The organism is Pontibacter sp. LHS1 (assembly GCF_058932855.1).
Genome location: NZ_JBZYWF010000012.1, coordinates 15872 through 40768, shown reverse-complemented (window position 1 = coordinate 40768; position 24897 = coordinate 15872). Strand labels below are relative to the sequence as shown.

Annotated in this window: 23 protein-coding genes; 13 read left to right on the top strand and 10 right to left on the bottom strand. The window is 48.5% G+C overall.

What is annotated here, in order from left to right:
* The first annotated feature begins 6 nt into the window (after positions 1 to 6).
* The 5 genes from AC5FXQ_RS18380 (at position 7) to AC5FXQ_RS18360 (ending at position 5918) form a co-directional block, all read left to right on the top strand.
* Positions 7 to 219, top strand: coding sequence for a hypothetical protein (locus AC5FXQ_RS18380; RefSeq protein WP_493603877.1), 213 nt, complete (start codon positions 7 to 9; stop codon positions 217 to 219).
* 105 nt (positions 220 to 324) lie between these two features.
* A complete protein-coding gene (locus tag AC5FXQ_RS18375) occupies positions 325 to 942 on the top strand; it encodes a hypothetical protein (protein WP_493603876.1) in 618 nt (205 codons plus the stop codon).
* 79 nt (positions 943 to 1021) lie between these two features.
* A complete protein-coding gene (locus AC5FXQ_RS18370; RefSeq protein ID WP_493603875.1) occupies positions 1022 to 2770 on the top strand; it encodes an ABC transporter ATP-binding protein in 1749 nt (582 codons plus the stop codon).
* 151 nt (positions 2771 to 2921) lie between these two features.
* Positions 2922 to 5129, top strand: a complete 2208-nt coding sequence (locus AC5FXQ_RS18365) for an acylase (RefSeq protein WP_493603874.1) — start codon at positions 2922 to 2924, stop codon at positions 5127 to 5129.
* 168 nt (positions 5130 to 5297) lie between these two features.
* A complete protein-coding gene (locus tag AC5FXQ_RS18360; RefSeq protein WP_493603873.1) occupies positions 5298 to 5918 on the top strand; it encodes a hypothetical protein in 621 nt (206 codons plus the stop codon).
* Between the two features lie 61 nt (positions 5919 to 5979).
* On the opposite strand, the gene AC5FXQ_RS18355 is transcribed toward AC5FXQ_RS18360, so the two are convergent.
* Positions 5980 to 6156 carry a hypothetical protein gene (locus tag AC5FXQ_RS18355; RefSeq protein ID WP_493603872.1) on the bottom strand — a complete coding sequence of 59 codons (177 nt, stop codon included), beginning with the start codon at positions 6154 to 6156 and terminating at the stop codon, positions 5980 to 5982.
* A 163-nt stretch (positions 6157 to 6319) separates the two neighbouring features.
* Between AC5FXQ_RS18355 and AC5FXQ_RS18350 the strand changes: the two genes are divergently transcribed.
* Positions 6320 to 6673, top strand: a complete 354-nt coding sequence (locus AC5FXQ_RS18350; RefSeq protein ID WP_493603871.1) for a DUF6152 family protein — start codon at positions 6320 to 6322, stop codon at positions 6671 to 6673.
* A 2-nt stretch (positions 6674 to 6675) separates the two neighbouring features.
* Positions 6676 to 7161, top strand: coding sequence for a DUF6644 family protein (locus tag AC5FXQ_RS18345; protein ID WP_493603870.1), 486 nt, complete (start codon positions 6676 to 6678; stop codon positions 7159 to 7161).
* Between the two features lie 13 nt (positions 7162 to 7174).
* Here the strand turns inward: AC5FXQ_RS18345 and AC5FXQ_RS18340 are convergent, their stop codons facing one another.
* Positions 7175 to 8308, bottom strand: a complete 1134-nt coding sequence (locus AC5FXQ_RS18340; protein WP_493603869.1) for a sensor histidine kinase — start codon at positions 8306 to 8308, stop codon at positions 7175 to 7177.
* Between the two features lie 61 nt (positions 8309 to 8369).
* Positions 8370 to 9386: a proline iminopeptidase-family hydrolase gene (locus tag AC5FXQ_RS18335; protein ID WP_493603868.1), complete on the bottom strand. Its 1017-nt coding sequence runs from the start codon at positions 9384 to 9386 to the stop codon at positions 8370 to 8372.
* Positions 9387 to 9654: 268 nt separating this feature from the next.
* Between AC5FXQ_RS18335 and AC5FXQ_RS18330 the strand changes: the two genes are divergently transcribed.
* The 6 genes from AC5FXQ_RS18330 to AC5FXQ_RS18305 all read left to right on the top strand — a co-directional run bounded on the left by AC5FXQ_RS18330 (position 9655) and on the right by AC5FXQ_RS18305 (position 14142).
* The gene (locus AC5FXQ_RS18330) at positions 9655 to 10173 is read left to right on the top strand and encodes a cupin domain-containing protein (protein WP_493603867.1); all 519 of its coding nucleotides are present in this window, start codon (positions 9655 to 9657) and stop codon (positions 10171 to 10173) included.
* 116 nt (positions 10174 to 10289) lie between these two features.
* On the top strand, positions 10290 to 11381 hold the full coding sequence (locus tag AC5FXQ_RS18325) for a DUF3616 domain-containing protein (protein ID WP_493603866.1): 1092 nt from the start codon (positions 10290 to 10292) through the stop codon (positions 11379 to 11381).
* Positions 11382 to 11537: 156 nt separating this feature from the next.
* Positions 11538 to 11858 carry an ArsR/SmtB family transcription factor gene (locus tag AC5FXQ_RS18320; RefSeq protein ID WP_493603865.1) on the top strand — a complete coding sequence of 107 codons (321 nt, stop codon included), beginning with the start codon at positions 11538 to 11540 and terminating at the stop codon, positions 11856 to 11858.
* Entirely contained in the window at positions 11855 to 12364 is a 510-nt protein-coding gene (locus tag AC5FXQ_RS18315) for an SRPBCC family protein (protein WP_493603864.1), read from the top strand. The genes AC5FXQ_RS18320 and AC5FXQ_RS18315 overlap by 4 nt, the downstream gene beginning before the upstream one ends.
* A 306-nt stretch (positions 12365 to 12670) precedes the next feature.
* On the top strand, positions 12671 to 13282 hold the full coding sequence (locus AC5FXQ_RS18310; protein WP_493603863.1) for a hypothetical protein: 612 nt from the start codon (positions 12671 to 12673) through the stop codon (positions 13280 to 13282).
* 101 nt (positions 13283 to 13383) lie between these two features.
* Entirely contained in the window at positions 13384 to 14142 is a 759-nt protein-coding gene (locus AC5FXQ_RS18305; RefSeq protein WP_493603862.1) for a hypothetical protein, read from the top strand.
* A 145-nt stretch (positions 14143 to 14287) separates the two neighbouring features.
* Here AC5FXQ_RS18305 and AC5FXQ_RS18300 read toward each other — a convergent pair whose 3' ends face one another.
* The 7 genes from AC5FXQ_RS18300 to AC5FXQ_RS18270 all read right to left on the bottom strand — a co-directional run bounded on the left by AC5FXQ_RS18300 (position 14288) and on the right by AC5FXQ_RS18270 (position 24868).
* Positions 14288 to 15073, bottom strand: a complete 786-nt coding sequence (locus tag AC5FXQ_RS18300; protein WP_493603861.1) for a tRNA pseudouridine synthase A — start codon at positions 15071 to 15073, stop codon at positions 14288 to 14290.
* Between the two features lie 153 nt (positions 15074 to 15226).
* Positions 15227 to 16765, bottom strand: a complete 1539-nt coding sequence (gene treF / locus AC5FXQ_RS18295; protein WP_493603860.1) for an alpha,alpha-trehalase TreF — start codon at positions 16763 to 16765, stop codon at positions 15227 to 15229.
* Between the two features lie 188 nt (positions 16766 to 16953).
* The gene (locus AC5FXQ_RS18290; RefSeq protein ID WP_493603859.1) at positions 16954 to 19407 is read right to left on the bottom strand and encodes an HD domain-containing protein; all 2454 of its coding nucleotides are present in this window, start codon (positions 19405 to 19407) and stop codon (positions 16954 to 16956) included.
* A gap of 324 nt (positions 19408 to 19731) precedes the next feature.
* A complete protein-coding gene (locus tag AC5FXQ_RS18285; RefSeq protein ID WP_493603858.1) occupies positions 19732 to 20610 on the bottom strand; it encodes an extracellular catalytic domain type 1 short-chain-length polyhydroxyalkanoate depolymerase in 879 nt (292 codons plus the stop codon).
* Between the two features lie 327 nt (positions 20611 to 20937).
* Positions 20938 to 21987, bottom strand: coding sequence for a helix-turn-helix domain-containing protein (locus AC5FXQ_RS18280; RefSeq protein WP_493603857.1), 1050 nt, complete (start codon positions 21985 to 21987; stop codon positions 20938 to 20940).
* Between the two features lie 184 nt (positions 21988 to 22171).
* A complete protein-coding gene (locus AC5FXQ_RS18275) occupies positions 22172 to 23212 on the bottom strand; it encodes a DUF748 domain-containing protein (RefSeq protein ID WP_493603856.1) in 1041 nt (346 codons plus the stop codon).
* 168 nt (positions 23213 to 23380) lie between these two features.
* Positions 23381 to 24868 (bottom strand): PQQ-dependent sugar dehydrogenase, encoded by a 1488-nt coding sequence (locus tag AC5FXQ_RS18270; protein ID WP_493603855.1) that lies wholly within the window; start codon positions 24866 to 24868, stop codon positions 23381 to 23383.
* Positions 24869 to 24897: the final 29 nt, after the last annotated feature.

The window sequence follows — 24897 nt, the reverse complement described above, 5'->3', positions numbered from 1 at the left end:
CTGCCTATGCCCGGAAAACAGCACATTCATCCGAAAAAGCACACAAACCAGCACCTGACCAATGCCTGTACCGCTTTGCAGGAGCCCGGTCTGCTGCTGCGCCACTACCGGCGGTCTTTCCCAGCACAAGCAGGCAGCCGCTCCTCCGGCAACCAGACAGGAGGATATAGCAGTCCGGTTTGTTACGCCCACTTGCGGGAGTTTCGGGAAGGGTTCTGAACATGATTGCTAAACATGGTAAACGTACCTGGTTCTCTAGCCAATACGCGCGCTGTTTATCTGTAGATCCGTATAAACAAGGTGGGGAATCTTAAATGTTTAGCTATGAAAAAAATGTTACGTATCTGGGGGCTGATGGCCTTCGTTTCCTTCCTGTGCCTGTCGGCCTGCGAAGAAAAAGGCGGCGCTGATCCAGCTGTCGATCTCTCGTTCACATCGTCAGAGTTTTTGCTCGATGACCTGGATGCCCTGGCAACGCCCCACCTACGCGATGGCTGCGATGAAAAAGCATTCAACATTCATACGGTAGCCACTGCCAAAACTGACCGGCAATCGCTTTCCTACATCTTGCCTACTTTAGGTTTGCAGACCAATCAGGCCGCTACCATCAGAGACTTTGCACTGGACCACCAGCGGTCTACAGTTACTACGCGGGGCAGTATCAGCATGATCCACCAGCAAATACTCATACGAGCCAATGCCGAGCGCGACACCTACGTGAAAGCCTACAACGAAAAGCGCATCAGCTTTGAGCAGCTGGAAGCAAAGCTCCTGACCCTGCGCGAGCGTGTGGAAGCAGAGCTACAGAAGCACGAACAGAAACAAACGCACATGCGGGTGCTACGCGAGCACCGCACCGGCCTGATGCAGAACATTGAAACTGTGCTCAACCCCACCCAACTCCAGCAATGGAGCAACTGGCGGCGCAGCATTCCCTCATAAGGTATAGCATACAGCTTAATTGAAACGCTCACAGCAGGTATACCTGCTGTGAGCGTTTTTTTGTCGTATCTTCACCCCCATGCCAAAATCAAAGAAACTACAGAACGTTACGATTGCAGAAGTATTCCGGACCATCATCTGGCCGCGCCGGAGGTACCTGGCGGTCGGGTTAGTGCTGATCGTCATCAGTCGACTGGCTGGTCTGGTGTTGCCCGGTGCGAGTAAGTTTCTCATCGATGATGTGATCCCGACCGGTGACAGCACCATGCTCAAATGGTTGATTGGGGCCGTGCTGACAGCCATTGTCATTCAGTCAGTTACTTCTTTTGCGTTAACCCAAATACTAAGTGTGGAGGCCCAGCACCTCATCTCGCAACTGCGCGCCAAGGTGCAGCGCCACATCATGCAGTTGCCCATCCGCTTTTTCGACAATACCAAAACCGGCGAGCTGGTATCGCGCATCATGACGGATGTGGAAGGGGTGCGAAATCTTGTCGGCACCGGCTTTGCGCAGATGATAGGCGGCGTCCTGACCTCGCTCATCTGCCTCGTGCTGCTCATTTACATCAGTCCGCTCATGACAGGCTTTGCGCTCATTCCGGTGGCCATTTTTGGGGTGATCTCGCTCAAAGCATTCGGCAAGATCAGGCCGATCTTCCGGGAGCGCGGCGTGATCAATGCCGAAGTGACCGGTCGCCTGACCGAGACGCTGGGCGGGGTGCGTGTGATCAAAGGTTTTAATGCGGAGGCGCAGGAGATCAGGACATTTGAAGATGGCGTGACAAGACTTTTCCTGAACGTGAAACAGAGCCTGACCACCACCAGCATGGTGACTTCTGCCGCTACCCTGTTACTGGGCATTGCCTCCGCTGGCATTATGGGTATTGGCGGTTACCTGATCATGAAGGGCGAGATGACCTTTGGAGACTTTCTGGCCTTCACGCTATACCTGGGTTTTATGATCGCACCGATCCTGCAAATGAGCAATATCGGGAGCCAGTTTACGGAAGCCTTTGCCGGCCTCGATCGCACCCAGGAAATCCTCAACACTCCCCTCGAAGACGAGCACGGAACCCGAAACCTGAAGCTCGATCAGATTCACGGCGATATTGTGTTTGACCGGGTGGCTTTTGCTTATGAAACCGGCAAAGACGTGGTGAAGGAGATCAGCTTTCGGGCTCCTGCCGGTTCTGTCACGGCACTGGTAGGCACCTCCGGCTCCGGCAAAACGACCATCGCAGGCCTGGCGGCTTCGTTTCTGAACCCTGACAGTGGTACGATTACCGTAGACGGGCACGACCTGCAGCGCATTAGTTTGCAAAGCTACCGCAGTCAGCTGGGGGTGGTGCTGCAGGATGATTTTCTGTTTGAAGGCAGCATCCGTCAGAACATCCTTTTCCCGCGGCCCAACGCTACAGAGGAACAACTGATGCAGGCTGTACAGGCAGCCCATGTGCAGGAGTTTACCGACCGTTTCCCGGAGGGTCTGGATACGCTGATTGGGGAGCGGGGCGTGAAGCTTTCGGGTGGACAGCGGCAGCGGATTGCGATAGCACGCGCCATACTGGCTGACCCGCGCATCCTCATCCTGGACGAAGCCACCTCTAACCTCGACACCGAAAGCGAGAGTTTAATTCAGGCCAGTCTCAAAACCCTGATGCAGGGTCGCACCACTTTTGTGATCGCCCACCGCCTCAGCACCATCCGACAGGCAGACCAGATCCTGGTGATCGAGCAGGGCCGTATCGCGGAGCAGGGTCGCCATGAAGAGTTGCTGGAGAAGCAGGGAAGGTACTATCAATTGTATACCTATCAGGCTAGAATTTAAGCATTTAGCTATACCTGTCAGAGGGCCCGGTACCCGGAGCTGTGAGGTCCTGTCCTGGGTATGAGATACCCTTGCAGCGCACCGGACCTGTGTTATTTCAGAAATATGCTTAAATTGGTAGATCGTTTTTCAGCTTATCTACCTTAAAACCATGAACTATCTCTTCAAGCCCCAGGCGTTCCTGCTGCTTTTGTTTATCTACCTTTCCTCCTGCGCCACCAACAGCAAAATCGACACTGCAAGCGAAGTGGCAAAGTGGGAGGAGCAGGCTGCCCGTATCACCATTATGCGCGATGACTTTGGTGTGCCGCACATATACGGTAAGACCGATGCCGATGCCGTGTTCGGACTCCTGTACGCCCAGTGCGAAGATGATTTTAACCGCGTGGAGCGCAACTATATGTGGGCCATCGGAAGACTGGCGGAGGTAGAAGGTGAGGAGCAACTTTACAGTGACCTGCGTGCGCGTCTGTACATGACAGAAGAAGAGGCAAAGGCAGAGTATGAAAGAAGTCCGGAATGGCTGAAGGAGCTGTGCCAGGCCTTTGCCGACGGCATCAACTATTACCTGCACACCCACCCGGAGGTGAAGCCGAAGCTGCTCACACGTTTTGAGCCCTGGATGCCGATGTACTTCAGCGAAGGCTCCATTGGCGGCGACATCGAGAGTGTTTCTACCAAAGGCATCAAGGCTTTTTATGAAGAAGACCGATCGTTGGGGTTGAACAGTGCCGGTCACGGACTGGTGCAGCCGGCTTTGCTCGAAGAACCAAAAGGCTCCAACGGCTTTGCCATCTCCGGCAAGCACACTGCCTCCGGTGATGCCATGCTGCTAATCAACCCGCATACTTCTTTCTTCTTTAGAGGTGAGGTGCATGCCGTGAGTGAAGAGGGACTGAATGCCTATGGTGCCGTTACCTGGGGGCAGTTTTTCATCTACCAGGGTTTCAACGAGAAGACCGGTTGGATGCACACGTCCGCCTATGCCGATGTGATCGACGAGTTTGAGGAGACCATCGTGAAGCAGGACGGCAAGCTGTTCTACCAGTACGGCGAGGAACTGCGCCCGGTAGAAACGCAGGAAGTAACGCTGGCCTACAAAGATGGCGAGCAACTGAAGCAGAAGACCTTTACCACCTACCGCACCCACCATGGACCGATCACGCATATGAACGGCGACAAGTGGGTAGCTACAGCCCTGATGTGGAAACCGGTCGATGCCCTGATTCAATCCTATACCCGCACCAAGAAAAGCAACCTGAAGGAGTTTGACGAGATGATGCAGATGCGCACCAACTCCTCCAACGCCACCGTATACGCCGATGCCGATGGCAACATCGCTTACTATCACGGCAACTTCTTCCCGAAACGCGACACCTCCTTCGATTACTCCAAGCCGGTAGACGGCAGCAACCCGAAAACCGACTGGAACGGTCTGCACCCGCTCGATGAAACGATCCGCCTCGTGAACCCGCCAAACGGCTGGATACAGAACTGTAACTCGACGCCTTTCACAGCTGCTGCTGAGTATAGCCCGAAAAAAGAAAACTACCCGGTTTACATGGCGCCTTCGCCTGAAAACTTCCGGGGCGTGCACGCCATTCGTTTGCTCAAAAAGGCGGAAAATCTTACCCTCGACAAATTGATCGACCTGGCTTACGACCCTTACCTGCCGGGCTTCGAGGTACTGATACCTGGGCTCGTAAAAGCTTATGATACCCAGAAGCCAAACGACCCGAAACTGAAGGCAGCCATCGAGGTGATGCGCAACTGGGACTATGCCGTTTCGGAAGAGTCGGTGGCGATGTCGCTGGCGCATTTTTATGCCACCAACCTGCTGCGCGAAGGCTCTGCGCCAAAAGGCCATATCATGGAGCGCTTCGACTACTATGCCAATACTGCACCGGCAGCGGAGCGACTGGATATTTTCAGCAAGACCATCGCCGAACTGGAGCAGGATTTCGGGCAGTGGAACACGCCCTGGGGTGAGATCAACCGCTTCCAGCGTCTGACCGGTGACATCAAGCAGCCTTTCAACGACGCGGCACCAAGCATCCCGATCGGTATGGCCTCGGGCAACTGGGGAGCACTGGCTTCCTATGGCGCCAACCGGTATGATACGAAGCGCCTGTACGGCACCTCCGGCAACAGCTTTGTGGCCGTGGTGGAGTTTGGCGACAAGGTAAAAGCCAAGACCATACTGGCTGGCGGACAGAGCGGCGACCCGAAATCACCCCACTTCAATGACCAGGCCGCTCGCTATGCCAATGTGGAGTTCAAAGACGTAGCCTACTACCGCGAAGACGTGGAGAAAAGAGCCAAGGCTACTTATAAGCCGGGGCAGAAGCAGAGCAAATAGCAGGTATTAATTGATCTGATTTTAGAAAGGTCCGGCTGTTGAGTCCGGACCTTTTTTCGTGGTGATCGTGCGATAGTATTTGCCCCTTGTAGGGACGAAAACCATTAACATTCGATTTCTAAGACTGATATATTTCCCTATCTTGCATAGTAAAATAACTATATACCTATGAACAAACATAGATTTGTGCTTGTGTGGTGCCTGATGCTGGGCATCCTGGTTTCATGTGGCGACAAGGACGACGATGCTTCGCCGGCTGCAACCGCAGAACTGGATTACTTACCTGATACGAAAGGCTCTACCTGGAACTATGGTGGTACCAATCCTTATTCCTTGACTGCCACAGGCAATACCAAGGTAGTTGATGGGAAGACCTATTCAGAGTTCGAAACAAAGCAGGGAAGTGAAACGAGAAAATCTTATCTGCTGAAAGAAAAGGGCGTGTATACCGGTATAGGAATGGACCCGAGCTTGTCCAATGACATTGCCTTGACATTTCTGAAAGAAGAGACGCCAGTGGGTAAACCCTGGACCCAGACCAATACCATCAATGGGTTCGAGACCAAGATGACGTTTACCATTATCGCAAAAGACATCACCAAAACAGTGGAGGGCAAAACCTATAAGGAGGTGATCCATGTGCAGGCTAAAACGACTGTTATCTTCATGGACATGGAGATAGATTCGGGCGTCAACACAAATTACTTCTGGGCCAAAGGGGTAGGCCTGATCCTGACAGATGCCGGTCAGCATGCAAACATTCCGCTTATGACTTATAACATCAAGTAACAGCGAGCATCCATAAAGCTCGTAAATTAAAAAGCCCCTGCTTTTGGCAGGGGCTTTATCTTTATTTAACCGGTATGGGTATCAGCTCACGCTCGAAGTACACCAGGTCCCGCTGCGAAGGATTACCATTGACGGTGCAGTAGTAGATGCGCTTCAGGTATTGTCTGATCGTTAACTTTAGATCCGGATTCACTTTTGCGAACACTTCAGATCCGATGGGGAATGTGTTTTCTAACATATCCTAAGGTACGCAGTTTAATCCATTATCACCGGGTTATTCCGATGTATTTTACAGAAGGTGCCACAGGGAAAGATCAGAGGTGTTATATGCCCCAGCACATACCTACACCTTTTCGTGTTTTCTTCGTTTCTAACTAGGTATCACAATTAAGTTTATACCTATGATGCTGCCTGCCAAAATACTTCTGATTCTATTACTGCCGTTCTCTGTGGCACTCTCAACGCTGCACCACGGCTGGGCAAACTACGACCAGACCAAAACGCTGGACTATACCGGCCTGGTGGAGGGAATCACCAATGAAAACCCGCATGGGATGTTAAAGCTACAGCACGAGGACAAAACCTGGACAGTAGTGCTGGCACCGCCCAGCAGGATGAGCTCCCGTGGCCTGAGCAAGGATATGCTGCAGGCCGGCGACTCAGTGCGGGTGGTGGGTTATCCGCATAAGGAGGTGAAGGATGAAATGCGTGCTGAGCGGGTATATGTAGGAGATAAGAAAATAGAACTACGCTAGCGGTGACCGTGATCGGGGTAGGGCTGCTGCAGGGGCTGGAAGGATCAGCGCTGGCCAGCGCTATCCGGCAATCCACCTGGCTATACCCTTGCCTGGAGATCCTGCACATCCTGGGCATCGTGTTGCTGGTAGGTGCCGCTTTCCTGTTCGATCTGCGCCTGCTCGGTTTCTCCAAAGACCTGCCCGTCCCCGAGCTGGCCCGTCATGTATTGCCCTGGTCCAGGAGAGGGTTATACCTGATCATACCTTCCGGTATACTGCTGTTCAGTACCAATGCGGTGGCCCTGGCTGCTGATTCTGTTTTTCATATCAAGATGATCGGGCTGGTAGTGGGCGGAATCAATGCCGGTATATTTCATCGATATATCTTTTCTGCAGCGCCGGAATGGCAACATGGCAACACGCCCCGGACTGCTAAAGCAGTGTCGCTTTGCTCCATTGTGGTATGGGTGGTGGTGATTGCCTGCGGACGTTTGCTGGCTTATTAGCTTGGGCGAGACCTTATACCGCTGCCGGAAAGTAGAGCCTGAATTCTGTGCCGGCATTCTCTTGGCTTTCCACTTCTATTTTGCCGCCGGCATTCTCCACGATGCGCTTCACCATATAGAGCCCGATGCCGGTGCCTTCCACATGGTCATGAAACCGCTTGAACATGGTAAACAGTTGTTGCTGCTGGCGTTTGTTGATACCCAGGCCATTGTCTTTGATGCTGAGCAGCACTGACGATCCTTCCAGGTGTGTGCTTAAGGTGATAAGGCAGTCGCGTTCCGGCGACTGAAACTTGATGGCATTGCTGATCAGGTTGTATAGAATACTCCTGAAGTTTTTTCGCGAGAACTTCAGCTGGTATACCTGCAGGTCAGTATGAATAAAGCAGTCCTTCAGCCTGGTAGGCTTGTTCAGGTCTGCCATGATCTCATCGTATACCTCCTTGATGTTGAGCACATCATTCGGAGCACTTTCGCTGAACCCCTTCTGCATTCTGCTGATCTCGGTCAGGTCGTCAATCGTTCGTTTAAACCGATCTACCGAATCCACTACATGCTGCACGATCTCCTTCATGTCATCGTTCAGCGCGTTAGCTGCTTCCAGTTCATTTTTCAGAACACCCATCAGCGCCTCAATATTCATGATCGGAGACCGCAGGTCATGGGAAGCCGTGTACACGAAAGTATCCAGGTCGAGGTTGATTCGCTGCAGCTCGGTGTTCTTGTGCTCGAGGGCGCTTTGCTGGCGTGCGGCCAGCTTGTCCTGCAGCGCTTTCTGCTCGGTGATGTCACCGGTTATTTTTGTAAACCCGATATGCTTGCCGTCCGCAAAAATTGGCGTGAGTTTGACAGTGGCCCAGAACAGGGAACCGTCTTTTCGCATACGCCAGTCTTTAGCTTCGTACACGCCGTTTTCCAGCGCAGATTTAATTTCTAACTCGGGTTTACCCGCCTGCTGGTATTCATCCGGAAAAAGCATGCCATAATAATGGCCCACAAATTCATCTTCTTTGTATCCTTTCAGCTGCTCTACGCCCTGGTTCCAGGTGGCGATCATACCCTCGGTGTCCATCGCGAAAATGGCATAGTCTTTTATCTGCTGGATAAAAAAGGAGTTGATCCTTTCGGGATCATGCAGTGGATTCATGGGTAAAAAGCGAAAGTTCTAAGCTATTTACTCTATTCCCATAGCACAGGTTATGTCAAGGCTACCGATCCACGTCCTTCATAAAATTCACCAGCCCTTCAAAGTAAGTTTTCTGGTCGTCATAAAAGGCCATGTGACTTCCTTCGGGACAATGCAGGTAGCGGCCGTTCGGGAACTGCGAGGCCATCCATTCCATGTGTTGCGGGTCCATGGTATCGTGCTGGCCGCCGATGGTGAGCGTGGGCACCTCTATACCTGGCAGATCCTGAGAGCGGTCCCAATTCAGCAGCGAGGCATTTCCCCGGATGCCAAACTCGCTTGGACCCTGCATCTGCACGTAGATGGTCTGGTTCATGTGGTCGAGCATACGCAGCGCCGGGTCCGGCCATTCTTCCAGGGGCATGCGCAGCGCGTGCTGGGTATAGAAGTGCGGCAGCAGGAGCTCCATGTAGCGCGGGTTCTCAAGATCGTTGTCGGCTTCTATCTGCTTTATCTCGGCCAGCACCTCGGCCGGCATCTGCGGACCCAGCACTTCGTCTGCATAGCGGTTGTAGGCAGGTACACTCGACATCATGTTGGAGATGATCAGGCCTTTGAGGTGCTGCTGGTACTTGAGTGCATACTCCATGGCCAGGATGCCGCCCCAGGAGTGGCCCAGCAGGTAAAAATTGCTCTTATCCAGTTGCAGCGCCTGTCGCACCTGCTCTACTTCCTCCACAAAGCGGTCGATTTCCCAAAGGCTGGTGTCGTCGGGCTTGTCGCTGTAGTGGGAGCCCAACTGGTCGTAGTAGTAATACTCAATACCTGCCTTGGGCAGGAAGCTATGAAAGCACTCAAAAGCCTCGTGTGTACCGCCCGGTCCGCCATGCAGCAGGAGCAGCTTGATGGTCGGGTTGTTGCCTACCCGCTTCGTCCAGACGAAAAACTCACCTTTCGGTGTGCTGATGGTGATCCGGCGTGCCCCGCCGCTCAGTTCGTGTTCTGTACCGGCGTAGTTGTGGTAATCGGATACGGAAGGCGTAGCGCTGGCGGAGTTTTCGGAAGGAGAGAGCTGGCGAATGGAGAGGCGTGATTTCATGGTTTATTGTTTAAGGTGAGCAGAAGGAGTATGTACGATAAATATACATAAAATATACTCTGTGGTCACCTGTTTTACCAGTTGAAATTGATTGGCCAGTTGAGTCGGTAAGGCTCTCTGGTTCTGCGCTCGTCCGAATTTGTAGCTCGTGTTCAACTGAAGCCAACGGCATATAGAACATAAGAGACTACCCGGCATATTCTATGAAAAAAACGTATTAATTATGTTTGGTCAATCTTGAACAAGTATAGAGCTGTTGCCTGGAACCATGAAAAAACAGTTAATAGATTTAAGGAAGGTACTTGGGCTGGTAGCGGAATATGAAGAAGACCAGCAGCTGATCTCTCCGGATAGGCCTTTTAAAGTAAAAGCAACATTCTATCCGGGTGCAGCATCCAACATTCACCGGCATCCCTACCAGGACGAATACTATCAAATTCACGAGGGGGAACTGGAGTTATACCTGGACGGAAAGTGGGAAACACTCAAAGCAGGCGAAGAAGCCCATATACCCAAAAATGCCGTTCATGGCTTTAAAAACACTTCTTCACAACCCGCTCTCCTGACCAATATTCATACACCCGGACTTAACTTTGGCGCATCGCTGGTAGCCATGGAGAAGCTGGCGAAAGAAGGTAAACTTAACGGTACAAAAGGATTTAAAAACCTGTTTTATCTCTCTCAGCATTCCCGGAACTATAAAGACACCATCAGATCTGTAAAACCACCTGAATTCATGTTAAACCTGATGGCAAAACTTGGTGCTCTGTTAGGTTACAAGGTTTAGCAGCTTTCGAAAAACGAAATTAGGTTTGTAATAATGTTATCCTGCACCGACAGTCCCGGCCGATCTTCAAGCGTATGTATACCTGAACAGGTGAAACAAAAATCGTTACATACAGCATGCAAGATCAAATCAAACTTTGCTTTTCCCCGGACCTGAGCCTGAATGCCGAAGGCAAGCATGTGCGCGACGGCCTCTCAACCGCTCTGCTTCTTGGCGATAATTTATGGCTGAGCTGCGATGAGCGTACCACCATTGAGCGCCTCACCCGTTTGCCTGACGGGGCCTTTGGCAAACACCACTCGTTTGATGTGCATGCCTACCTCGACCTGCCGGCCCAGAACCACAGCGAGATCGACATAGAAGGTATGGGCATGTCCGATCACTACCTCTGGCTGGTGGGTTCCCACAGCCTGAAGCGAAAGAAGCCGAAGCGGCACGACTTCATCGCCAAACAGATCAAGCGCCTGGCTCAGATCAAAAGCGACCCTAACCGCTACATCCTGGCGCGCATCCCCATTCTGCAGGACCCGAAAACAGGGGACTACACCCTTTACAAAGAAGTGGCGCACCCGGACCAGCCCGGGAAAATGCTGCGTGCGGGGCAGTTGCGGGGCGACAAAACCAGCAATCTGCTAACTCGGGTGATGGAGCAGGACGAGCACATAGCGCCTTTTATGAACATCCCCGGCAAAGACAACGGTTTCGATATAGAAGGGCTGGCCATACACGGCAGCCGCATTTTCATTGGGCTGCGCGGTCCGGTGTTACGTGGCTGGGCCATGGTGCTGGAAGTGGAGCCCGAGGAAGACGAGGCGGGCATCCTGCACCTGAAGCAGCTGACAAAGGAGAAACCCTACCGGAAGCACTTTCTGAACCTGCGGGGCAAAGGTATACGGGAGCTACGCATTCACGGGAATGACATGTACCTGCTGGCCGGTCCCACCATGGACCTGGACGGCGTGATCGCCATTTACCGCTGGCGCAATGCCCTGAACGGGGACACGGAGCAGGTGGTGCACAACAACGAGCTGGAGCGGCTAAGCGAGGTGCCGCACGGCACCGGCGAGAACACCGGGAAAGACAAAGCAGAAGGACTTGCCATACTCGATGAGCAGCGTGTGCTGGTGGTGTTTGATAGCCCGACGGATGATCGTACTGTCGGGGAAAATGATGTGCAGGCAGATGTTTTAAGTATAGGAGAAGGGTGATCTACTAGTGAGAGTCTGACACAAATATTTCAGCATGATTTCTGATTAAAAGACGCTTATTCAGTGCGTTACATAAAAAAATAGCTGAAATAATTTGCGCAACTGATTAGTTGCGCGTATATTAGCAAACAAACGGTTGCATATTTAGGCTGACACATGAGAAGAGACGTTTTCCAGGCGATAGCAGACCCCACCCGAAGAGCCATTATCGGTTTAATTGCCCTGCAGGCCATGACGCCGAATGCTATTGCCGAACATTTTGACACCAGCAGACAAGCTATTTCAAAGCACCTGCAGATCCTGACGGAGTGCCAGCTTGTAAAACAGGAGCAGCAGGGGCGGGAAATTTACTATCAGTTGGAAGTAGCTAAAATGAAAGAAATTGACAAATGGCTGGACCAGTTCAGGAAGATATGGGAAGACCGCTTTAACGAACTAGACAATGTATTATCAAATCTAAAACAAAATAAGCCATGAAAAAGGACCTTGAATTCGAGTTTTCCGTGAACAAGGAAAACAAAACGATCACAGTTAAAAGAGAGTTTGCAGCAGAGCTCCCGCTGGTGTGGGATGCTTACACAAAAAGCGAGATCCTGGACCAATGGTGGGCGCCCAAACCCTGGAAGGCCCGCACCAAAACGATGGATTTCAGAGAAGGCGGCCACTGGCACTATGCCATGGTTGGTCCGGAAGGGGAAGAGCACTGGGCATTGGCCAATTACAAGACCATTGATCCTAAAAAGCGTTTTACCGCACTGGATGGTTTTGCAGATGCGGAAGGAGTGGTAAACACAGAAATGCCGCAGTCGAAGTGGGAGGTAAGCTTTACACCCAAAAATGAGGTGACCTTAGTAGAGAACCTGATCATTTTCGATGACCTGGCACAACTCGAAACCACCATCCAGATGGGCTTTAAAGAAGGCCTGACCAGTGCCATGGAAGGGCTTGACGAATTATTGGCTGCTCAGAAACAGGAGGCTTAAGGGCTGTCAGCTACAGAGGTAAAATCATACTGAATAACATAAATAAAAGCGGGGCTGGTGCAAAACCTTTGAGCCCCGCTTTTTTTGTTTACAGTGCGCATGCACCGGCTGTCAGTGCGTGGTGGTAGCTCGTGCAGCTACTTGAGCAGAAGGTATAAGCAGCAAGCATTTTTATATTCAGAAAACACTAGCTATCTTCAACTTTTTAAATAATTACAAGCGCGTTTGCTCAACAGCTTATACCTGTAGTAGACCAAGCAGGCGCCTTTTTTTCACTATTATTGATTTTCCAATTCTTATCGCATCATGAGGCTTAGCTTACCTGCCCTTTTTACCATTTTCCTGTTGTTTACGGCACGCCTGGTATCGGCACAGGACTTTATTGTTTATGAAATGACAGGTGAAACCCGCGAAGGCACCATAATTAAAGAGCATAACGATTACTTGGTGATGAAAACGCTCGAAAGAGAAAAGCTTAAAGTGAAGTACTTTGACTTACGCAGTTATTCCTCTAATGGAAATTTGTACCAGCGTCGCAATATCGCTGATGAATCGTCACAAGGAAATGGATTTGTAACGGAGGTGATTGAGGGAAAAGTGACGCTTTATGCCAGTAACGGATGGACGCCTACCACCTTTGCTATGGCCCCGGCCGGAGGGCCAGGTATGATGATGACAGGAGGAGGAGGTAAAATGACTTACTATTACCTTGGTAAAGTCGGTGAAAGAGGCGGCTTGCGTAATCCGATCGCGACCGGCCTGTTAGTCGGGAAACGCTTAACTGCAGCACGGCAAGTGTTGTTAGACTTGATGGGCGATGATGAAGTGCTGGCTTACAAAATAAACAACGGTGCAAGCTTCGACATCAAAACGATCACCCATTATGTGACCGAGTACAACAAAAGAAACCCGCAATAGCCGGTGCTCGTCTGGATGCACGATCAGATTAAACTTTCCTTTTCCCCGGATCTGAGCCCGAAGGTAGGAGAGAAGCTGGAGGAGTTTTGGTATAATTTGATTTGTCTATATCTTTCCTGCATGAAAACGAAACTGCCCCTCTGCTACCATTACTCCTGCTGCTTTGGAGTTGTACTAAGTCCAAGGAGCCAGAACCAACTCCGACATGTCTGTTAGTCGAAGAGGTATTCGAACTTAAGGTTGATACTACAATGTTGGGAACTGGGATAAAGCCATATAGTACGACCAGGCGTCTGCTCTATGATGAAAAGAATAAGTTAACCCATATTTCTTATGAAAAAGATGGTGTTTTCCTGAGCCAACTTGAACTGCTATATGATGATAAAAATCAGTTAATTGAGTTTGTAAGTGAGTTAAGTAGGCATGTATTTGAATATAATAAGCAGGGGAAAATTGTAAAGAGGATTGAATTTTCCACAAAAACACAGAACCCGTATTCATATTATGCTTTTTATTATGATGATAAGGGTGACCTTTCAGAAGCACAGTTAATATCTGTCAATAGTCCTGATTGGGTACAGTCATGGAAATATGAATATGTAAATGGTAATCCTGTTACCATAGATGCTTTCAGACTAACCTATGATAATAATCCTGTCCCTAATCAAATACTACAATACATTTTTTTTCATCCTACGCAACCTCCTACTAAAAACAACCTTTTGAGCACATACAGGACTGGGTGGGCAGAAACCAACACTATTAGCTATACCTATACCGCACATGGGCATCCCGCTACAAGTTCGTATTCCAGCTTAGGTATAGAACGACTAACCAGTTATAGCTACCAGTGCAAGTAAACATGTGCTAATTTTGACTCACCATTAGTCAGGCTTATAATTTATATTTTTAATCCTGCTGGAGGTAAGGCTTTGAGTAAAGGTATAGTGAGAGACTGTAGGTTCAGGTCAGATGGATGTTCTCCACATGTTTGTCAGCCAGTCACTATACCTGCCGGAAGGCAGGAGAGAAGCCAGGGCGGGGCGCGATGTCCAGGAAAGGGTAGGTGACTTTGGACAGGTATAGCCCCTGCGGATAAGCTGGAGTGAGGTGCTTGGGAGCTCTCTCCAGCGCCAGGTAACTTTCGAACTCGGGCAGACCGAGGGCGCCGGTTCCGATTTGCAGGAGTTTGCCCACGATGATGCGGATCATGCGGCTCAGAAACCTGTTTGCCGTTATCTGAAATCGCATCCTGTCACCCTGCTGGTCAATGTGCCAGCGGGCTTCGGTTACATGGCAGATGGTGCTGTCATGCTCTGCCGGTGTGATGCACAGATTTCGGTAATCGGTATACAGGGGGAGCAGGGCAGTGGCCGCCTGCATCGCATCCAGGTTCAGGTTCCGAGCCGGGTACAAGGCGCTCACATCGTGCAGAAACGGATCTTTGTAGGTATGGATAAAGTAGTCGTAGCTTCTTTTGCAGGCATCGAAGCGGGCGTGGGGCAGGCTCTCCACCGGTAGGATATCGAACACGGCGATGTCGGGCGGCAGCACTTTGTTAAGCCGGAAAAGCATATCAAAGTCCCAGGGCTGCGCTAGATCCAGGTGAAAAAAGAACTGGCTCGCATGTACCCCGGCATCTGTTCTGCCACAGCCCACGATCGACACGGGATGCTTCAGAATCTTCTTCAGACATTCTTCTATCACCTGCTGCACTCCTACACCATAGGGGTGTCGCTGCCAGCCTTTGTAGTGTGTGCCGCTATAGCCGATATGAAAGAAGTAGCGCAAGGTTATGCCTCAGGTATAGGTGATGGAGTTTGCTTGTAAGATAGTGATAAAGAAGGGCTCTTTTATTCTGTGCGACTACCCCCTTGAGGGGAGAATTAGCTAGAATTTAATGGTCCTAATTACAAAGGGATTGTTCGGATATTCTATTCTGAATCAAGGATTAATCATCATCCAGGTATAGATGCCGTTCGTCCAACCAAAGCCATCCTGATTGGGGTACTCTCCTCCTCCGGCTTCCGAGTCAGGGTCTACTACATTGTATTTCTCCATCATCTTGCCGGTTGCTTTAAAAACCTGATCATTAATGGAAATCCATCTCTTTTTTAATTCTTTAGCGGTAGCATCAAAGCCATAATTACGAAGCCCCACATAGCTTAGGTATTGCAGCGGAGCCCAGCCATTCGGATAATCCCATTGCTGGCCGCTCTCGTGGAGAGAAGAAACCAGGCCTCCCTTTCTTAAGAAACTATTGACGATATGCTCGTGCACATGGTGTGCCTGCTCTTTGCTGGCAATTTTGAAAAACAGCGGGTATACACCTGCCAGCGACATGATTTCAGTGGACTTGTTCGATTCTATATCATGATCCATATAAAATCTCCTGTCATCATTCCAGAAATACTTGATCATGGCCCTTTTACGCTTCTCTGCCTTTTGAAGGAAGTAAGCCGAAGGCTCTGAAAAAGAGCTGTGCGCATACGCTTCCGATAAAGTTAGTTCAAGATCGTACAGCAGGCAGTTCAGATCGACAGGGACTATATCGGTTGTATGAATGGTTTCCATATTCGTCTCTTCTCTGAACCAACGGCAGGTAAAGTCCCAGCCAGATTCACAGGCTGCTCTTATATGCCTGTAGAGTGTTCCGGGCTCCACGCCATCCGGAGCTGCATGATGCGCCATTTCGACATCTTCCACATACGATTCAGGACGAGGGGCAGGAAGGTCATCCCAGTAACGGTTCAGAATACTGCCGTCGGGGAGCAGGACTACCCTGCGAAAACAATTCTCCCTATCCGAAAGGCGAAAGTACCCGTCCATCCAGTAGTTATATTCTTTCTGCATGTGGGGGAGATACTGCGTCAAGACATCCGGTCCGTCAATTTCAGCAAGAAGACGAATCATCAGGGCAAAAAATGGAGGCTGTGAACGTGTCAGGTAATAGCTTCGGTTTGCATTCGGAATATGTCCGTAGGCATCAATCATATGAGCGAAATTTTCTACCATGCCCCTTATCAGTTCATTCTCCCCGGCACATTGTAAGCCTAACATGGTAAAGTAACTGTCCCAATAATACAATCCTCTGAACCTTCCGCCAGGAACGATATAGGATCTGGGGACAGGCAACATGGAGCAATTTGTTTGTGAAGTGCGTGTGAGCAGGGGCCAAAGCTGCGTGATATGCTCCGTAACCGGCAGTTGCTGGTTACTTTCATAATCAGTTTTGATAGGGGAGGGGATTTCAAAATATTCACAGACAAAATCCTTCAGATCGAAGTCCTTTTGATGCTTTTCGATTTCGTATAAACTTAGAATTTCTTCCGGGGCACGCTTTGGAAAACAGTCTGCAAACGTGATGGAATCAGGAAAAACATGATTCATCTGCACATCGTGAAATAGCGGCCCAAATAACTGATCGGGTGGTAAAATGGCCGGAACTACACTGTAAATCTGTGGGGGCTCTATTGCTCGCATTTATTTTTGTTTTTCCCTATTCACGCAATTCTGGCTTTTAGGTTGAAATTTCATTGTATAAAGCTTTTAGCGTTGTGTAGGATTACCGCCGCTGGTGCGAGCTTGCAGCTCGTTCTATTACTTTAGCTGAAGGTATAGCTGTTTGGAAAAGAAAAAGCCCAAGTTGAAAACTCGGGCTAGGGTTTTAACTAAAGTTTATTTAAAACAGATGTAAATCTATGATACCTGTTATGATGTATACTGTTAGCATTGTTAATTTCGAGTTTGAACTGTTCCCAATATTCTGGAGAGACTCTACTTCTAACACCTACTAATGTTAATTCAATAAGTTTCTCTTCAAAATGCAGCCATTTCTCGTCTAATAATATTTCAGTACGGGCAGAGTTGAGGTTAATGTCACAGCTTCCTCCAATATTAATATTTAAAAGAGCGCTGATGGGCCAATGTACTTTAGCATGTTGATATATTTGCCCCGTCCATTGAGAAAATATTGACGTAGGAATTTCTATGCCATGTAATGCTAATTTTGATTTAGATTCTCTATAGAAAACAGGCAGTTCTTTAACTACTGTCCTTTGACTTATAGAATCCCACTCAAGAGAGTGTACTCTTTTAGAAATACGATTTATATCAACACTCCAGTGTGATTTCAATAAAAACTTTTCACCATCTACTTCAATCTCTTTAGGAGTCGAGTCTAAGTTTGCTACTGGTATTCCATTGTTCTCTAGAATTGCAACTACACATGCACCAGAAATTCCATCTTTACCATCAAATTCGATCCTAAAGTCTCTTATCTGTTCATCTTTTTGCAGCCAATAAGATTCTTCTTGACTATCAAATTTGATATGTTGTGGTGTTTGCACTGAATGTGTTCGACTTTCTCCAAAACAATCTATATGTATATCAAATGGTGGGAATGGAATGGTTTGAATTATATAATTAAAAATATTCTCAGTTTGAATGTAAGCCCAAGGATTATTCTGTTTCAACTGTAACTTAGTGGATGTACCTGGGAATCTTCTCGAACCATTTTTTATATAAAATATACTCTCTTGACCAACAACTGTGACTGATAACGGAGAGCCTGAGTTATGGGCTTCATAAAGCCTTTTAGTCTCTACTTCAATACTGTCCGCTACCATAAAACAAGATAGAATACCAATTCCGAATCTAGAGGTTGGTATAAATGATGATTTCAAACTTGATTTAAGATCTAAGAAATCACTAGATGTATAGTAGGAAGTTCCGACTTTAGAGTAATACTTGTCGATAATTTCTTGATCCATACCCACACCATTATCTTCAACTTCTAAAAATGAAATATTTGCTTCTTTATAGAACTTTATTGAGATCTTAGGTACATAACCATTATTGTCCCAACTTTCTTCCATTTTTGTGCGAAGCTTACAAGCATCTATAGAATTCTGAATCAATTCTCTTAAGGCGACACTAGGTTGGCTATAAAGCTTGGTGCCCATTAAGATATCAGTAATTTGCTCCTTATTAAGAGTAAACTTTGTATTACGATAAATATAAATAGGCTTTCCTGCTATATCTTTCTTAGCATTTATCTTAGACCTTTCAACATTGCTTGGTAACGGAATACGGTAATAATCAGGGAAAGGTATCCTTACTGAATCATGAAGATTATTAAGCACACCTGAGCAGGCCGACAATTCATAATCAATTAAATCGCAAAATTTTCGTATAGCTGCTTCTATAGCTGGATGAGAGCATGTTGCATTATATGCAATACGTTCACCTGAAATTGTCCAAGCTTCTACAGATCTATGTTTTGACCATTCAAGTAGAGAAACAGGATTTTTAACCGCTAAATGTGCAAATAATACTTTAGGTGTCCGTGTACCATCAAAATCTAAGATATCTGCCAATCTTAAAAGTAATCCTATAAAAGGAAGACAAATAAATACGTCCTGCCCAGCTACTAGAGAGTGATCTAAGTTTAGTAATTTAACAGCATCCTCATTATGACTTTTACATAATGATGCAAGTTCTGATGATAAGTCAAGATCTTTATATTTTATCTTGTCAATCCAATCTTTACTTAAAATGTCAACTACACGATCAGCATGAGTGATCCTAATATATTCACTAATTAGATATTTTTCAATTAATTCAGCCTTTGTATTTTCCCCTTGAGATCTTAGATAATTAATTTCATTAACTTGGATTTGCTTACCATTTCTAAAACGAAGAAATTTATTTCTTTCATTAAGTTCTTCACTAGTAGGGGTAGTTCCATTCCAGACGCCTAACCAACTTCTAACTTCATTTTCAGAAGGTGACATACCTATATCATGGAAGAAGGCTGTTAGGATTAGTAATGTTAACTCTGGATTTGAAAGTTTGTTCAGAGTTTCATCTGGTAATAATAATCCCATCAATCTAAGAACTCTAAAAAGATGTTCGCCATCATGGAGAGTAAACTCACCCATATATCTCAGAACTAGTTTGCTCCGGTGATAACAATAATGTACTGCTTCATGCACAAGGTTAATTAAACCTTGACTTCCATTGTCTAATCCTGTGTTATTGTTTTCTACTAATTTTAAGTATATTTTACTGTTATTAAGCCTTAGCCTAACTTCTTCTTGATAAGAATCTGAGATATTTTGCATTTGAATACTTATTTTATACAAAGTAAATAAATATTCATTTAAAGATATATTTTTTAAAAAATCAAGTGACTAATACATCTTCATTGAATTAGTGCAATAAATAATAATAGAAGATTCAAATCTAACTTACCACTTGCCCATCAACCTAGTTACTTTAAACCTTCCTGTTCGGGAAATTATACCTGCTGTTAGGGAGCACCTGGCGGCTAATCTCTATAGAACGGCAAAGCAGTCCCGGCACCAAACGTCCGGGACTGCTTTGTTTAAAAGGTACAGCGGCTCCCCTAATTTTGCTGTAGCTGCTATACTATACCTGCCTATACCTTAGCGCTTCCTGTTTTTGTGAAAGAAGCTCCACATAACTTCATTGATGTCAATATCGGAGGTCGTATTGCCCAAGGGATAGCCAATGTTAAAGGGCGCACTGCCCGGCCAGGTATGGCCCCCGTTTTCGACCGTAACCAGCGACACCGTAATGCCTTTGTCGCTTACTTCCTGAACCGTGACGGAGGTACTGTCCTTTTTATTCGCGTTCAGCACCTTTTTGCTTTCTTTCTGGCCAGCCAGTCCGTTGTGGGCCAGCCAATAGGTATAGGTAGCCGGGGCCGAAGCATAGGCATTGGCTTTTCCGTCGTATTTCACCACCTCGTCGGCAGTGCCGTGCACCTGCAGCACACTGATCCGTTTATCCGTTCGGTGATAAAACTTAACCGAGTCCGGCAGCGGGCCTCCAATAGAAGCGATGGCAGCAAAATCGTTTGGCATTTCAGCCGCCAGCCGGTGACAGAAGAAACCACCCCGTGACAAGCCGGTCGCAAAAATTGCTTTGTCATCGATCCGGTAGCTTTGTTTCAGGCTGTCGAGCAAGGCGCGTACGAAGCCCACATCGTTGGTGCCGTGCTGGTGCGACATATCAAAGCCTACATTCCAGTCCTGCTTTATACCCGAGGGGTATACCACAATAAAGTTGTGTTTATCGGCGGCGTCATTCATTCTGGTGTACAGCATTTGCTCGGCCACGGTCATGCCCCCGCCATGAAAATGGAACACCACCGGGAAGGCTTGCGTCGGGTTGGCCGCATAGGAGGCAGGCAGGTAGAGCAGGTACTTGCGCTTGGTACCTTCAAATTCGAAAGGTTTCAGTTGAGCAGAAACCGTGATAGCGGCAAGCAGTAGCGCCGCAGTAAAAAAGATTTTTAACATGATCGTAGGGTTTTTTTGACACAAATGAAGCGGGATCAGGTGTCGAAATCTTCCAGAATGATCATTTACCTATAGCAAATCGTGATTTTGGCAGTGTTAAGGGGGTAAGGAGCTGCAGGAGGTAGGGCTGTTTCGATCTGGACAATTCTCCCCTTGAGGGGAGCGCAGAGGGGTGTTTCATCCTAAGAAAACATGTTAAAATTTACTGTCATTCTGTAAAGAAACTTGGTGGAAGGGAGGTTAAGCCAATGCTATCTGCTACCAAGATCCTTACAGGATGACAAAAAAGATAGAATGAAACGGCACTACCAGCAGTGGTAAGCAACCCTAATTTTGCATGACTCTTTTGCGGTAAGCAGAAGGCGTTTCGTGCAGTTGTTTTTTGAAGGCGGTGTTAAAGCTGGTGATGCTGTTGAACCCCACCTCATAGGCGATGGCCGCAATCGTATTTTCACCGGATTGGCTGTGTTCCAGCAGTGCCTGCGCCTGCTTGATGCGGTACTGATTCACAAAGCCGTTGAAATTGGTGCCGGACCTGCTGTTGATCGCCATCGATATTTTTTGCGGACTTACTTTCAGCGCTTTGCTGAAGGTGCTTAGCGTCAGGTCCGGGTTCTTGTACAGCGCCTTGTCTTCCAGGAGCCGCTTCACTTCCTCGAAGATCTGGTTTACTTCCGCTTCAGACAGTGGTGTTGTTTTATACTTGGCTGCATCAAACGCTTCGATAAAGCCTTTTTTGATGGCCATAAAAGTCACCCCGTACGCAATAAAAGAATAGAGTATCGGCCCCAGGATGTAGGGTACGTCTTCGTCGAGCAGGTTGAGCACATAGACTACCCAGAGCGCCGCCAGCGCATAGGTGAGCGTGCGCAGCCATAGCACAGCGGCATCTGCGCTTCCGGTAGCGGCCCGGAATTTCTGTATCTGCTGGTGACTCAGGTATAGGTATACCAGGTAATGGCCATAGTAGACACAGAAAAGGAGCACAAACACAGGTATAGGGATGGCCTTCGCATTCTCCTTGTTGATGAAAAAGCTAAAGACAAACCCGACCAGGAAGGGGATGCCGTGCAGGAGGGCGCTATAGGTAAACCGGATCGATTTTTCGAGCACAGACCGGGTATAGAAGTAAAAGAGCGGCCCGATGAGCAGGAGGGAGGCGAGGCCTGCAAAGATGAGCTGCAGGTATACGCCGTCGACAAATTCCAGAAACAAGGACTTGCCGATACGGAAGGAGAGAATGAGCAACAGGACGCTCAGTATTTTATTCGAAGTGGCGAGTCCCTTTGGGTAAAACCAGAGAAAAACAGCCAGCACCAAGCCATGGAAAACACCTAGGCCACTGAGCAGAATAAGAATGATATGACCTGTAGACATGAGAGCAAATAAACAAAATTATTATGCTCAAAATCATTTTGCTTATGTTTTAAATTTTCTGCCTGGCGCTATACCTGCATCCCATCACCCGAGCTTGTATAGAATTGAAAACTAATGCCCTGTGCATTTGATCTCTTTTCAGAATCAACCGGAGCAGGAGGCTGTTTGGGAATCTGGAAAGGGCCTATTTCTCCTCTTCTTTTGTCGCCGCTTTAGCTGCTTCGGCTTCTATCCCTTTGTCGAAGGCTTTGAAGAAGGCGTGGCGCAGCACGTTGAATACCGTGGTGGAGATGTCGGTGTCAGGTTGGTTCACATTGCCGCTGATGGGGACTTTGGTGGCGATCTGGTCCCGGGGCTGGTTTTCGGCGGCTTCTACAAACAGGCCGGCAATAGCTTCCCAGGCTGTCCGTAAAATGCCCTCTTCTTTCACGTCCTTTTTCAGGTTCAGCACTTTCACGTTCTCAAAGAAGGGCTTCACGTAGCCATCCAGTTGGCCGTCTTTCAGCTTGAGTTCGCTGTACATGTCCATCTGGCCACGCTCCACATCAAACTTGCCATAGGCCTCTATAAAATCGTTGATGCGGGTCAGGTCTACCTTGGTGAGCTCCATGTTTAGGTCGAAGTCAGGAATCTCCTTGAGCAGGTTGGCTTTCATGTTCCCCTTCAGATTGCCGCCACCCACCGATTGTCCCGTTAGCCGCACCGTCGAAGGAAGCTCGTTGGCGGCATCTTCCACATTGGCCAGGTTATAGGCAACCAGCTGCATGTTGGATATGTGCAGGTCGATGAGTCTTTTCTGACTGAAGTCGAGGTAGGCCAGCTTTCCGTTGTTCACCACAAAGCGGTTGATCGTGATTGGCATCAGGTCCTTTACCACCGCCGTCCAATGTTCCCGGGTCGGCTCTTCTCCGGTTGACGTATCTGCTTTTGCTTCCACCACGTTCATCAGCGGCTCCTGCATCACGACCTCCCCAACCAGCTTTCCTTTAAACAGCGATTTCCACTCAATAGACAGGTCCGTTCGGGGGATTTTAAGAAAAGGGTACTTAGGATTGCCGCCTTCCTCTTCCAGCACCAGGTGATCGATGGCATAGGCACCTCTGTAAAGCGAGATGTCAATATCCTCGACATGTCCTGTATAGCCCGGCAGATCGTTCAGCGTTTTGTTCACATAGTCTTTCACCAGGTAGGGCAGTGCCACCCGGAAAGCGATCAGTACGAGCACAAGAAAGGCCGCTATCTTATATGATTTCCTGATGACCATAGCCGGTACGTAAATCTAGGTATACAACGGTACTTTACCATTTCTATACCTCCGTTTACGTACCGGCCTCTCTTCAGATTCTGATCGGGTATTATTCTGTAATGCTGCCCGGTTGGAGATGCTTGGATGTTATTTGCGGCGGGAGATCCTGTAAACAGCGCCATGTGAGAGGGAAACCAGATACAAGCTTCCATCCGGGCCTGTCTGGATGTCGGTGACGATACCAAAGCCTCTGCCAAACAGCAGGCTTTCGCTCTCTGTGATGGTCCATTTGTCCGGGTTATCAGCAACCCGGTCTTTTAAACGAGGGTCATCAACAGCTATCTTTCTACGATTACCGGTAAGGTTGAAATGGAAAAGGTGCCCCTCTTCCAGGAAATCCCTGGCACCACCCATGATCAGGTCTCCTCGATACTGTGGCCCGAGTGCGCGTCCTTCAATAAAGCCGATCCCACCTGGCGAAACTTCATACTTCCACGAGAACTCCGGATCGACATAAGTTGCACCCGGTAGCATAAATAAGCGGGAAAGAGCTTCTTCAGGTGTACTGGCTATATTTTCGGGAGACCAGCGGACCTGCTGCAGGCCGAAATACTGTGTGCTAGTCTCGATCTCCTTATACTGCGCGATACGTGATACAGGGCCCATAACCTGAATCCAGCCGCCGTTCATCCCTGGTATAACGCGGTTGAGTTCAGAGAAGGCATCATCACCGTTTTCCTGAAGCCAAAGGTTTCCTGAGAGTGGGTCAAAGGCCATGCCGAAGCTGTTGCGGTGACCATAAGAAAAGATCTTCTGAATGTTAGCGCCAACTTCACCGCCCATGGCTGCACCCACTGCATAAAAAGGATTGTTGGAGGGGGCTGCCCCGTTATCGGTCAGGCGCAGCACAACGCCGGACAGGTGCGCATCATCAGGTTCCGGACCGCCGAACTGGTCATCTTGCTGACCGGGGCCAAAAGGTCCGTGCTCCAGGTTCTGCAGCTGCCCGCGCCGCCCCAGATCGCCAATGAAAACATACAGCATGCCGTCAGGTCCGAATCGCATAACGCCACCATCGTGGTTGCCACGCTCTGGCTGCCCGGCATCCTGCTGTATGGCCCGTATCCTGATGATGTTGTTCGCCAGTGTGAGGCTGGTGCCGTTCCAGTGGAAGCGGTCAACTCTGTTGCCGAGCAGTGGGGTAGCACTCAGCGCATTGGTATCATCTCCGGTAGTGCTTTCGGTCCAGTACAGGTATACACTGCCGTTACTTCGGAAGTTAGGGTGCAGCGCGATGCCAAGAAGCCCCCGTTCCGAGGCAAAGTTAACCGCCAGATCGAGCACGGTGCTATGTGCCTGGCCGTTTTTGATGCGCTTCACCTGCCCTGTATTCTTCTCAAGAACCAGCATGTCATTTTCGCCGATAAAGGCAAAACTGATGGGTGTGATCAAGTGCGTGACGACAGGTCTTACCCGCAGGTTATTATCCACCAGGGTCGGGTTGAATTCGCTATGAATAGCTTCGGTTTCTGTTACTTCGAATTCTTCAAGAACAGGATCATCATGGCAGGATGTGGCCAGCAGTAAAAAAGCGGCCAGTAAAATTAAATGGTAGGATGGTTGAAATGTTTTCATAGTTCCTATAGTTAAATTGTTGAATATTA